Source organism: Pedobacter chitinilyticus, assembly GCF_003313385.1.
In the GTDB taxonomy this organism is placed as follows: Bacteria; Bacteroidota; Bacteroidia; order Sphingobacteriales; family Sphingobacteriaceae; genus Pedobacter; species Pedobacter chitinilyticus.
The window spans coordinates 187273-199512 of the sequence record NZ_QMHN01000003.1 but is presented as its reverse complement, the minus strand read 5'-3'; the positions used below and the strand labels follow the sequence as shown (position 1 = coordinate 199512).

Sequence of the window (12240 nt, the reverse complement as noted above, 5' to 3'; positions counted from 1 at the left end):
GTAGGTAGCAGAAAAACTTGAACATGGAAAAGACCATCACTAGGACAACAAGAAAGGTTGTTCCGCTTATCAAGAGTTATTATCTCATCATGCTGTTTTATGTGCTTATTTCATTTCTGGGCCTTGCACAATTGGTACGTCTTTCGGGTACTTCGGAGACGGAGAAATATGTTGGGCAGGAACATCGCTCTTTAAATGATATTTACAGAGAACGATTAATGAAGTTTATCCAATAATTATTTTTCGAATATGGAAAATGAAATGATTTTCGTGCGTACTGCCACGATAAATGATCTAAAATATATTCCTGAAATTCTGTGCGAAACCGAGGTTTCTGCGATAGCACGTGGTACAGGGATCGCAAAGAGAAACCCCGAGACTGTGGGAACTAAGATTGCGGAGGGAAAAGCGGTGATTGCTGTAACTTTAACAGGGGAATGGGTGGGTTTTTCGTATCTACAGGATTGGGAAAATGGCCGTTTTGTGTCTAACTCTGGATTAATTGTTCATCCGAGATACCGGAAAACGGGTGTAGCTACCGTCATTAAGGAACGGGTCTTCAAAATGTCCAGAAGACTATATCCCAATGCCAAGATTTTCAGTATTACTTCTGGAACAGCTGTGATGAAACTAAATTTTAGGTTGGGGTTTGCTCCAGTTGCTTTTTCGGAGATTACGCGGGACGAAGCGTTTTGGGATGGTTGTAAAGGCTGTATTAACCATGATATCCTACAGCGCAAAGGGAACCAAAACTGTCTTTGTACGGCGATGCTTTTTGATCCTATCGAAATGGAGCGAGAGCAAGTCCGTGAACTGCAAAAGCGTTCCACCCCCTTCGTACATCACTAAAAAATTTAAATAAAAGTTATGAAAATATTATATGAACAGGCAACTGAGCTATTGAAAAAGCTGATTGCCATCCCGTCTTTCAGTACAGAAGAAGCTGCTGCCTCTGATTTTATAGAAGCTTTTCTTCGCCAAAAAGGGGTACATCCTATTAGGAAGTATCACAATATTTGGTGTTATAACCAGCATTTTGAGTCTGGTAAGCCTTTGGTGCTGCTTAATTCGCACCTAGATACGGTAAGACCAAATAGCCAATATCAAATGGACCCTTTTGCACCAGTTATTAAGGATGGGAAGTTGTATGGACTGGGCAGCAATGATGCTGGAGGCGCATTGGTGTCGCTTATTGCTACTTTTCTTTACTTTAATGAAAGGAAGGATTTACCTTTTAACTTATGCCTAGCGGCCACCGCAGAGGAGGAAAATTCGGGGCCGCATGGGATTAGGTGTATTTTGGATGATTTAATGCCAATATCCGTTGCCATTGTGGGCGAACCGACCCAAATGGATATGGCTATTTCTGAAAAAGGCTCGATGGTGTTAGATTGTGTTGCTACAGGTAGGGCTGGCCATGCGGCGAGAGAAGAAGGGGATAATGCTATATATAGGGCAATAAGAGATATTTCATGGTTTTCGAGCTACGAATTTCCTGTTGATCCTGGTCAGCCTCGGGCCGTGAAAATGACGGTTACGGAAATTAATGGTGGGCTACAGCACAACATTGTACCTGGGGAATGTAGTTTTACGGTTGATATAAGATTTGACCATAACTATACCGTAAAAGAAATCATCAATAATATTAAAAACCATACTTTTTGTGATCTTACTGTGAGGCCTAATATTCTTTACCCATCCGTGATAGCGTGTTCGCACCTATTGGTTCAAGCAGGAATTGAAATTGGTTGTGAAACTTATGATTCGCCTACTAGTTCCGATCAGGGCTGGCTTCAATTACCTTCGGTAAAAATAGGCCCAGGAAATTCAGCTCGTTCACATTCTGCTGATGAATACATCTATCTTTCTGAAATTGAAGATGGTATAAGTACTTATATTAGGCTTTTAGAATCATTGAAAAAACTTATGGCTTCCGGCAAGCAATTAAATTCGCTATCTTTCGTGCCTCAATTAGAACCATAAGAATAGGAGCCAAACCATGCAAGATAGCATACTGATCATTGACGACGAAAAAAAGATCAATAGTCTGCTGGCCCGTATCATCAGTCTTGAGGGATTTCGGGTTTTACAAGCTTTTACTGGAAAGGAAGGATTGAAAATCCTAAAGAGTGAGGATATTCCAGTTGTACTTAGTGACGTTAAGTTACCTGATTGTAGTGGTGTGGAATTGGTGATAGAAATTAAGAAGCTGAGACCTGGTTCAGAGATCATCAATCTGACTGCCTTTGGCACCATTGCTGATGGGGTTTCGGCCATGCGCAATGGTGCGTTTGACTATATTACTAAGGGCGACGATAATGATAAAATTATTCCGCTGATCTATAAAGCACTCGAAAAAGCGAAAATGAACGCTCGTTTGCAAAGTCTCGAAAATCGTATTTTAAAGAAATACAGTTTTGAGTCGATGATTGGTCATTCAAGCCATATTCGAGATGCGGTTTCCCTTGCGAAGAAGGTGTCGGCTACTGATACTACCGTATTATTGTTAGGAGAAACAGGTACTGGGAAAGAGGTATTTGCGCAAGCGATCCATCATGATAGCCCTCGACAAAATAAACCTTTTGTGGCCGTAAATTGTAGTGGTTTTAGCCCAGAGCTCTTAGAGAGTGAATTGTTTGGTTACAAATCTGGTGCTTTTACAGGAGCCTCTAAAGATAAAAAAGGCTTGATAGAGGAGGCGAATGGTGGAACGCTTTTTTTAGATGAGATTGGCGAAATGAGCCTAGATTTACAAGCAAAGTTACTAAGGGTGTTGGAAAGCCAGACCTTTATTAAGGTAGGGGATACGCAGACAAGTAGTGTAAATGTCCGTATTATTGCAGCAACCAATAGAGATTTGCAGGGAGAGGCCGAGGTGGGTAAGTTCCGATTGGATCTTTATTATCGTCTTTCGGTTTTTTCCATTCAGCTTCCACCATTATCACATCGGCGGGAAGACATTTTACCGATTGCACAGCATTTTCTGGCCGAGTTTGGTGCAAAAGTGAATCGTAATCAATTGAGTTTGGATAAGGCGGTCATTAGCAAGCTTACCGGGCATCATTGGAAGGGCAATATCCGTGAACTTAAAAATGTAATTGAAAGGTTGGCTATTTTGTCTGATCGTGATGTGATTACTGCGGATCTTTTGCCGTTTGAATTCCATACGGCAACGGCCATATCTGATTCTATGAATATGCAATTGGTTGAAAAGATGCACATTATTAAGGTGTTGCGTTATACCAAAGGAAATAAAACAGAGGCTTCTCGTTTACTTGGAATTGGGTTGACGACACTGTACCGTAAGATTGAGGAGTATAACATTGAGTCTTAAAAAAGGAAAAGATCTATTTTCCAATATGAAAAAACCCTTCCATTTTGGAAGGGTTTTTTAGTTTCTATAAATCCCATTTTTATAAATATATCATTTAACAAGCTGTTTTTCAGCTTGTTGTTTTGCTGTTTTGTTTTTCGGCATGTGGATTGGCATAGGGCAGATAAAAGAAAAAAATCATGTTAACAATTCTATTACTCCTGGCCCTATTGATCCTTAGCTGGATTTGCTACAGATCAATCGATTGGTTCGAAAAAATCTAAAAGACTATGATCGCATTATTTATTATTTCCGTAGCCGTATTCATTTATATGTTGTACGTGCTCATCAAACCCGAAAAATTTTAATTACAAACATGAACACCGAATTACTTGGAATCTTAGCGACATACCTGCTCACACTGGTAATCGCAATCCCATTAGGTAAATACCTGGCAAAGGTTTTTGCGGGAGAGAGGGTCTGGACAGACTTCTTAAAGCCCCTGGAAACAGGAATCTTCAAAATTTCTGGTATTAATCCCAAAGAGGAGATGAACTGGAAACAGGCCATGAAAGCAATGCTAACTGTTAATTTAGTATGGCTTGTCTATGGTTTTTTTGTACTCATGTATCAGGACAAACTTCCGCTTAATCCTGATGGAAATCCTGGTATGACACCAGATCTGGCCTTTAATACTATCATTAGCTTTGTAGTTAATTGTAACCTGCAGCATTACTCTGGAGAAACTGGCGTAACCTATTTAACACAACACGTTATCATGATGTTTATGATGTTTGTAAGTTGTGCCACAGGTATTGCTGCTGCAGTGGTATTTTTTAAGGCTTTTAGGGACAAAACCACTGAAAAGCTTGGTAACTTCTGGGATTTTTTCGTAAAATCTATTACACGTTTGTTGCTGCCACTATCACTTGTAATGGCAGTTATCCTTGCGTTCAATGGTACTCCTACAAGCTATGAAGGAAAGGATCAGTTCATTTCATTGCAAGGGGATACCGTAAATGTATCTCGTGGTCCTGCTGCGGGCATGATCGCCATTAAGCACCTAGGTACCAATGGAGGCGGCTGGTTTGGTACAAATTCAAGCCACCCTTTAGAAAACCCTAACTATATTACAAATACGGTGGAGCTGGTTGCACAGGTGATTATCCCTATTGCCATGGTGATTGCGTTTGGTATCTTCATCAGAAGAAGAAAACTTTCTTGGGTAATCTTCGGTGTGATGACCGTTGGGATGTTATTGCTGTTGATTCCTACGCTAAGCGCTGAATTGGGCGGAAGTCCTGCTTTGGAAAAAATGGGGATTAGTCAAACCACAGGTGCGATGGAAGGTAAGGAAGTTCGATTTGGACCAGCAATATCGGCCTATTGGAGTACAGTTACCACGATTATCTCTACAGGTTCGGTTAACAGTATGCACGACAGTACCATGCCACTTACTGGCGCTTGGCAATTGTTGGGCATGATGATCAACTCCTTTTATGGAGGTTGTGGTGTGGGCATACTCAATTACTTCATTTACCTGATCATTGCGGTTTTCATTTCTGGTTTGATGGTTGGTAGAACTCCAGAGTTTCTGGGCCATAAAGTAGAAGCCAGGGAGGTAAAGATTGCAGCTTTGGTTACTTTATTGAGTCCATTTCTCATTTTGGCTGGTACTGCGTTGTCAAGTTTTGTATTTACGAATTACGCACAGGCCGAGTGGGCAGTACAACCACAAAGCTGGTTGAATAATCCAAGTTTTCATGGGTTTTCGGAGATGCTGTACGAAGTTACTTCATCTAATGCGAATAACGGTTCTGGTTTTGAAGGTTTGGGAGATAACAATGTGTTCTGGAATGTATTGACTGGCTTTGTGCTATTGTTGGGACGTTTCCTACCCATCATTGGACCTATCGCTATTGCGGGATTGTTGGGACGTAAGAAGTATATCCCAGAATCGGCAGGAACATTAAAGACCGATACGCTGACCTTCGGGCTTATGACCTTTGCGGTGATTCTCATCTTGAATGCGCTGTCTTATTTTCCTGCGCTGGCATTGGGACCATTGGCTGAATATTTTACGATGCTCAAATAAAGAAAGGTCCACGGGACCTATCATAAAATCCAAATCAAAACAAAATTATACAGATGAAACACTCATCAAATAGATTGTTCGAACCCGCACTAGTGCGGACCGCCCTTAAGGAGTCGTTTGTGAAACTCGACCCTAGGGTGATGATCAAAAACCCAGTGATGTTTACCGTTGAAATAGGTACGGTAATTATGGCTTGGGTAACTATATATTCACTTAGTAATAGCGGACAGGGCTCTGCTGTATACAATTTTATTATCTTTTTGATCCTTTTACTGACTGTTCTTTTTGCCAATTTTGCGGAAGCGATTGCTGAGGCAAGAGGTAAGGCACAGGCTGATTCTCTAAGAAAAACTAGAGAGGAAACGCCAGCAAAAGTACTTTTGAATAACGGGACAATTGAGGTACGTTCTTCGTCATCATTGCAAAAAGGCGATATCTTCATTTGCGAAGCGGGAGATACGATTCCCACAGATGGAGAGATTATCAAAGGTATTGCCACTATTGATGAATCGGCCATTACTGGAGAGTCTGCTCCTGTGATCAGAGAATCTGGAGGCGACAAATCATCGGTAACGGGCGGTACTAAAGTATTGTCAGACCGTATTGAGGTACAGGTGAACACCCAACCTGGAGAAAGCTTTTTAGATAAGATGATTGCTTTGGTGGAAGGTGCTTCTCGTCAGAAAACACCCAATGAAATTGCCCTTACCATTTTATTGGCAAGCTTTACGATTGTATTTATCATTGTATGTGTTACTTTGAAGCCGTTTGCCGATTATGCCAATACGCCAATTACCATTGCGGCATTAATCTCTTTGTTTGTTTGCTTGATTCCTACCACTATCGGTGGCTTGTTATCTGCAATAGGCATTGCGGGTATGGACAGGGCTTTGCGTGCAAATGTTATCACCAAATCAGGTAAAGCTGTAGAAACTGCTGGAGATATTGATGTTTTGCTACTGGATAAAACGGGTACCATCACCATTGGTAACAGAAAGGCGACCAGTTTTTATCCTGCACCTGGTATTGATCAAAAAACCTTCATCGAGGCTTGCGTATTGAGTTCGTTGGCTGACGAAACGCCCGAGGGGAAATCGATACTCGAATTAGCTGTTGCACAAAATTATCAGCTTGCACCGGCGCCTGAAGGTGCTGTCTTTATTAAGTTCACCGCAGAGACACGTTCTAGTGGGATCGATACTCCTGATGGCAAACGTATTCGCAAAGGTGCTTTTGATTCTATCCGTAATATCGTGATTAAAGCAGGACATCTTTTTCCTGCGGAAACCGAGGCTCAGGTACAACAAATTTCAAGTAATGGCGGAACACCTTTGGTGGTTGCATTAAATGAAACTGCCTTAGGCGTAATTGAGCTTCAAGACATTATCAAGCCTGGAATTAGCGAGCGTTTTGAGCGACTAAGGAAAATGGGGGTGAAGACCGTAATGGTTACAGGTGATAACCCATTAACTGCCAAGTTTATTGCACAAAAAGCTGGTGTTGATGATTTTATTGCGGAGGCTAAGCCAGAAGATAAGATGAACTACATCAAACAAGAACAAAATCAAGGCAAGTTGGTGGCCATGATGGGTGATGGCACAAATGATGCGCCAGCATTGGCGCAGGCAGATGTGGGTGTAGCGATGAATAGTGGTACGCAGGCAGCTAAAGAAGCGGGTAATATGGTAGACTTGGATAACGACCCAACCAAATTGATTGAGATTGTGGAAATTGGCAAACAGTTACTTATCACCAGAGGTACGCTCACTACTTTCTCAATTGCCAATGACGTGGCTAAGTACTTTGCTATTGTTCCAGCGTTGTTTATTGCTTCTATTCCGGCATTGCAAAGTTTAAACATTATGGGATTGCATAGCCCTGAAAGCGCTATCCTTTCTGCTGTGATTTTCAATGCTATTATTATACCAATCCTGATTCCTTTGGCTTTAAAAGGGGTGCAATATAAACCCATTGGCGCTAGTGCGTTGCTACGCAGAAACCTATTGGTTTACGGATTGGGAGGCGTTATTGTTCCGTTTATCGGTATCAAAGCAATTGATATGCTCGTGGGACTTTTCTTTTAAGTGAATTCATTAAGTTATAAAAATCATGAAAAAATACATCATACAATCGATCAGACTAACCTTGGTTTTGGCCGTACTTCTTTGTGGCATCTATCCGATGATTGTTGCTTTTGCGGGAGGATTTTCAACCGGAAATGGTGGAGGAGAAAAAATTACCAGAAATGGAAAGGTAGTGGGATATGCTCGTTTAGGGCAAAACTTCTCAAAGCCTGAATATTTTTGGGGAAGACCATCTGCCGTTGGCTATAATGCGGCAGGATCGGGAGGCTCTAATAAAGGTGCTTCAAACCCTGATTATCTGAAACAAGTATCCGATAGGATTGATACCCTATTGAAATATCATCCTGGCTTGAAAAGATCAGAAATCCCTGCGGATATGGTAACTGCTTCTGGTAGTGGGTTAGATCCAAATATCTCGCCACAGGGCGCTGCTATCCAAATCAAAAGGGTTGCGGCGTATCGGAAATTGGATGAAAAAATCGTCGCCGAATTGGTCGCAAAACATACCGAAGGACCGCTACTAGGGCTTTTTGGTCCGTCAACAATCAACGTACTTAAACTGAACCTCGCTCTTGACGAAATCAAGAAATAATTTACCCTACAACATTCCGTACCGCTGCCTGAACCTCCAGCGTTTGCCAACCATTGGTACAGGCAGCTTATCGGTAACATGGAATATTATCTAAAGCAATTAAATAACAATTTAAATATATGAAAAAACAATTTATACTCGCAGCGTTATTAGGAAGTGGAAGTTTTACTTTTGCCCAAGATGCTCCAAAAATTAAAGTGAGCGGTTATTTGGAAACCTACTATGGCTACGATTTTAACAAGCCTGCTGACAATAACAGACCAGGGTTTGTTTATTCACACAACCGCCATAATGAAGTTAACCTCAATTTGGGATTTATTAAAGGCAGTTATGATGATGGTGCAATTAGGGCAAATTTAGCGGTGATGGCAGGTACTTATGCTAATGCAAATTTAGCAGCGGAACCAGGTGTACTGAAAAATGTTTACGAGGCTAATGCTGGTGTAAAGTTGTCTAAAACGACCAATTTATGGATAGATGCTGGTATTTTCTCTTCCCACATTGGTTTTGAGAGCGCCATCAGTAAGGATTGCTGGGTTTTAACCAGGAATATCGTCTCTGAAAATACGCCTTATTATGAATCTGGAGCAAAGTTGAGCTATGTCACCAATGATGGAAAATTTGCTGCCACTGCTTTGTACTTGAACGGTTGGCAACGTATTGCACGCCAAACAGGCAACAGTCAACCAGCGGGTGGTGTGCAGTTAACTTGGAAGCCATCATCGAAGGTGACCTTAAATTATAGTAATTACCTAGGAACCGAAGGTGAAGATGCGGTTCGTGTACAACGTTTTTATCATAATTTTTATGGAATATTCCAATTGACTGAGGAATTTGGCCTTACCTTAGGAATTGATTATGGTACACAGCAAGTAGCAAAGGGCAGTAGCGAAAGAAATGAGATATTTTCACCAGTTGCCATTGCACAATATAAATTTGCAGACAAATGGGCGTTGGCAGGTAGGTTTGAACATTATCAGGATAAAAAAGGAATGATCATCGCTAGTAATACCCCAAATGGGTTCAAAACGTCTGGTTATTCGATGAACATTGATTATGCTCCAATTAGTAATGCAGTGATTAGGTTAGAGGGAAAGGTTTTATCTAGTAAAGATGCGATATTTATGAGGGATACGGCACCTGTAAAGCATAATGCACTTTTAACTACAAGTATCGCCGTATCGTTCTAACGCTAAAACGACCTCTGGAATGGAAGCAGAAAATAGCACAAATTCGGTTAAAAACTTTCTTGAACTGATTAGAAAGTCCAAGCGAGGAAAGCTCAAAATCTATATTGGGATGAGCGCAGGTGTGGGCAAAACTTATCGCATGCTACAGGAAGCACATGCGCTTTTGAAAAATGGGATAGAGGTGAAGATTGGTTATATTGAAACACATTTTCGAGCCGAAACCCATGCGCTTTTGGAAGGGCTACCTGTTATTCCCCGACGTAAACTTTTCTACAAAGGAAAAGAGTTGGAGGAGATGGATGTGTCGGCGATCCTGAATCTCCATCCAGAGGTTGTTATTGTTGATGAGTTGGCTCACAGTAATGTAGAAGGAAGTAAGAATGGCAAGCGATGGCAAGATGTGATGGATATTTTAGATGCTGGCATCAATGTGATTTCGGCGGTGAATATCCAACATCTAGAAAGTATGAATGAGGAGATAGAGGCCATTACAGGCATCTCTATTACCGAACGGATTCCTGATAAGATACTGGAGGTAGCTGATGAGGTGGTGAATATTGACCTTACTGCTGATGAGCTTATCGAGCGTTTAAAGGCTGGAAAGATATACGATCAGACCAAGGTGGAAAGGGCTTTGGGCAACTTTTTTCGTGCTGAAAAAATACTACAGCTGCGTGAGCTTGCCCTAAAGGAGGTAGCGCATCACTTGGAGCGAAAAATTAGTATTGAAGTTCCCAAACAAGTAAAGCTGCGGCAGGAAAAATTTCTGGCTTGTATTTCCACCAATCATACTACGGCAAAAGTGATCATTAGAAAAACAGCCCGACTAGCTTCGTATTATCGTTCACCCTGGATTGTTTTATATGTACAGCGAGAAAAAGAAGGTGGAAATCGAATCAAACTAGATTTACAACGCCATTTGATTAATAATTTCAAGTTAGCGACTGAATTAGGTGCTGAGGTAGTTAAGGTTAAAAGTGAGGATGTGACCGGAACCATTGCCGAAATAGCACGGGAAAGAGAGGTGACTACTATTTGTATAGGGAAACCAAACTTTAGCTTAATGAAGGTAATTTTGAATACAACGGTATTCAGTAAATTGCTGAAAAATATATCGGAAACTGAAATAGATTTGGTCATCCTCTCATAAATTTCAACGACATGAAAATAAAAACAAAACTTTGGCTTGGCTTTGGGTTTCTATTTATTGTGGTGCTCTTCTTTGGTGGGGTATCTCTTTTTTATATCAACAAAATATCCGATAGCTCAAAAATCATCTTGAAGGATAACTATGAAAGCTTGAGGTATGTCCGTTCGATGCGATCGATTTTGGATGAGCATACTTTGCCATTGAATGCTGCGGCTAGATCACGGTTTTCGGTATACCTCCAAAAGGAAAAACTTAACGTTACTGAACTGGGCGAAAGGGAAGCGGTTGAAAAGCTTAGGCAAATGTATACCCAATTGACTGATAAAAATGTGAGCTTGGAGCAGCAGATCCTTTATTCAAGAGAAATTCATCGTCAGTTGCGCACCATTGATAAACTGAATATGGATGCCATAGAGAAAAAAAATAATGCTGCACAAGCTAGTGTTGATAAAGCGGTGTCGTATTTGATCTTTGCAGCCTCTATCTGTTTTCTATTGCTACTGTCTTTTAGCGTAAACTTTCCTGGATTTGTGGCTAATCCACTTCGAGAATTTTCTGCTGCAATAAAGGAAATTGCCAAAAAAAACTATACACAGCATCTTGAATTTAGGGGTAATGACGAATTTTCTGACCTTGCCGCCGAATTTAATACGATGGTTAAGCAGTTGAAGAAGTGGGAGAACAGTAATTTGGCAAAGCTACAATCCGAGAAACTAAGAATAGAAACGATTATTCAGCAAATGCAGGATCCAATTATTGGACTGAATGAAAAAGAAGAAATTCTGTTTCTTAATAAAACCGCCGAGCAGGTGCTCAACCTAGAAGCGGATAAGGTAGTAGGACAAAATGCTAGAAAATTAGCGGCATCCAATGAACTATTGGATCGGGTGCTTAAAAAATCAAATGGTGAGAAACCTATTAAAATATATGCCGACGAAAGAGAATCTTTTTTTCAATTGGAGCGTAGGGAGATTTTGGTGCCAGTTTATGATTATCAGCAGGAAAATGCCATTAATGAAGCCCAAAGAGCTGCTGGCGAAGTTTTTTTGCTTAAGAATGTTACACAGTTTAAGGAGCTTGATGAAGCGAAGACCAATTTTATTGCGACAGTTTCACACGAATTAAAAACACCTATTTCTTCGCTGAAAATGAGCCTAAAGCTGATGAACGATCAGCGGGTTGGCGAACTGAATGCTGAGCAACAGGAATTGGTGCAACACATGAAAGAAGATTGTGGCCGTTTGTTGACCATTACCAGTGAACTATTGGATTTGGCACAGGTGGAAACAGGAAATATACAGCTCAACATCGTAAGATCTGATCCTAGAAAGATTGCTATTTACGCTATGGATGCAGTAAGGTTTCAGGCGGAACAGAAATCTATTGAGTTGGAGCTGATCAGTAGGAACGATTTGCCACATATTCAAGCAGACACTGAAAAGACCGCATGGGTGATGGTGAACTTTCTGTCTAATGCTTTACGTTATAGTCCTGCAAAGTCAAAAGTTTCTATCAAGATTATCCAAAAGGGAAGCTTTATTGAATTTTCGGTCAAGGATTTTGGCAAGGGCATTGATCAGCAGTATCAAAAGAGACTATTTGATCGCTATTTTCAAGTGCCTACAGATGGTAATAATAAATCTGGATCAGGTCTTGGACTGGCCATCTCAAAGGATTTCATTCAAGCACAAGGAGGTGAAATTTGGGTGGAGTCGGCTGTTGGAGAGGGTAGCGAGTTTGGTTTTAGAATACCCGTCCAGGAATCGTAGATCACGTCTCAGTTTTTGCTTTGGGCGATGAGCGTATTGGTATTTCC

General features: G+C 41.0%; 11 protein-coding genes. All 11 read left to right on the top strand.

The features are described 5' to 3' along the window. Positions 1-23 precede the first annotated feature (23 nt). On the top strand, positions 24-236 hold the full coding sequence (locus DUT70_RS21180) for a hypothetical protein (RefSeq protein WP_128353351.1): 213 nt from the start codon (positions 24-26) through the stop codon (positions 234-236). A 13-nt stretch (positions 237-249) separates the two neighbouring features. Further along, on the top strand, positions 250-849 hold the full coding sequence (locus DUT70_RS11040) for a GNAT family N-acetyltransferase (protein ID WP_113647392.1): 600 nt from the start codon (positions 250-252) through the stop codon (positions 847-849). An 18-nt stretch (positions 850-867) separates the two neighbouring features. After that, complete coding sequence (locus DUT70_RS11035) at positions 868-1983, top strand: M20/M25/M40 family metallo-hydrolase (RefSeq protein WP_113647391.1); 1116 nt, start codon at positions 868-870, stop codon at positions 1981-1983. A 16-nt stretch (positions 1984-1999) separates the two neighbouring features. After that, a complete protein-coding gene (locus DUT70_RS11030; protein WP_113647390.1) occupies positions 2000-3334 on the top strand; it encodes a sigma-54-dependent transcriptional regulator in 1335 nt (444 codons plus the stop codon). A gap of 269 nt (positions 3335-3603) precedes the next feature. Continuing rightward, positions 3604-3681, top strand: coding sequence for a K(+)-transporting ATPase subunit F (gene kdpF, locus DUT70_RS21550; protein ID WP_113647732.1), 78 nt, complete (start codon positions 3604-3606; stop codon positions 3679-3681). A gap of 8 nt (positions 3682-3689) precedes the next feature. After that, positions 3690-5408, top strand: coding sequence for a potassium-transporting ATPase subunit KdpA (kdpA, locus tag DUT70_RS11020; RefSeq protein WP_113647731.1), 1719 nt, complete (start codon positions 3690-3692; stop codon positions 5406-5408). 53 nt (positions 5409-5461) lie between these two features. Next, entirely contained in the window at positions 5462-7492 is a 2031-nt protein-coding gene (gene kdpB / locus DUT70_RS11015) for a potassium-transporting ATPase subunit KdpB (RefSeq protein ID WP_113647389.1), read from the top strand. Between the two features lie 25 nt (positions 7493-7517). Further along, a complete protein-coding gene (locus tag DUT70_RS11010) occupies positions 7518-8084 on the top strand; it encodes a K(+)-transporting ATPase subunit C (protein WP_113647388.1) in 567 nt (188 codons plus the stop codon). A 119-nt stretch (positions 8085-8203) separates the two neighbouring features. Beyond that, positions 8204-9274: a porin gene (locus DUT70_RS11005; RefSeq protein ID WP_113647387.1), complete on the top strand. Its 1071-nt coding sequence runs from the start codon at positions 8204-8206 to the stop codon at positions 9272-9274. A 19-nt stretch (positions 9275-9293) separates the two neighbouring features. After that, positions 9294-10424, top strand: a complete 1131-nt coding sequence (locus DUT70_RS11000; RefSeq protein ID WP_113647386.1) for a sensor protein KdpD — start codon at positions 9294-9296, stop codon at positions 10422-10424. A gap of 11 nt (positions 10425-10435) precedes the next feature. Beyond that, positions 10436-12193, top strand: a complete 1758-nt coding sequence (locus tag DUT70_RS10995) for a HAMP domain-containing sensor histidine kinase (RefSeq protein WP_113647385.1) — start codon at positions 10436-10438, stop codon at positions 12191-12193. Positions 12194-12240: the final 47 nt, after the last annotated feature.

What these genes read in the sequence shown, in the direction of transcription:
- DUT70_RS21180 (WP_128353351.1), top strand. Translation starts at nt 24, where the DNA reads ATGGAAAAGACCATCACTAGGACAACAAGAAAGGTTGTTCCGCTTATC.
- DUT70_RS11040 (WP_113647392.1), top strand. Translation starts at nt 250, where the DNA reads ATGGAAAATGAAATGATTTTCGTGCGTACTGCCACGATAAATGATCTA.
- DUT70_RS11035 (WP_113647391.1), top strand. Translation starts at nt 868, where the DNA reads ATGAAAATATTATATGAACAGGCAACTGAGCTATTGAAAAAGCTGATT.
- DUT70_RS11030 (WP_113647390.1), top strand. Translation starts at nt 2,000, where the DNA reads ATGCAAGATAGCATACTGATCATTGACGACGAAAAAAAGATCAATAGT.
- kdpF (WP_113647732.1), top strand. Translation starts at nt 3,604, where the DNA reads ATGATCGCATTATTTATTATTTCCGTAGCCGTATTCATTTATATGTTG.
- kdpA (WP_113647731.1), top strand. Translation starts at nt 3,690, where the DNA reads ATGAACACCGAATTACTTGGAATCTTAGCGACATACCTGCTCACACTG.
- kdpB (WP_113647389.1), top strand. Translation starts at nt 5,462, where the DNA reads ATGAAACACTCATCAAATAGATTGTTCGAACCCGCACTAGTGCGGACC.
- DUT70_RS11010 (WP_113647388.1), top strand. Translation starts at nt 7,518, where the DNA reads ATGAAAAAATACATCATACAATCGATCAGACTAACCTTGGTTTTGGCC.
- DUT70_RS11005 (WP_113647387.1), top strand. Translation starts at nt 8,204, where the DNA reads ATGAAAAAACAATTTATACTCGCAGCGTTATTAGGAAGTGGAAGTTTT.
- DUT70_RS11000 (WP_113647386.1), top strand. Translation starts at nt 9,294, where the DNA reads ATGGAAGCAGAAAATAGCACAAATTCGGTTAAAAACTTTCTTGAACTG.
- DUT70_RS10995 (WP_113647385.1), top strand. Translation starts at nt 10,436, where the DNA reads ATGAAAATAAAAACAAAACTTTGGCTTGGCTTTGGGTTTCTATTTATT.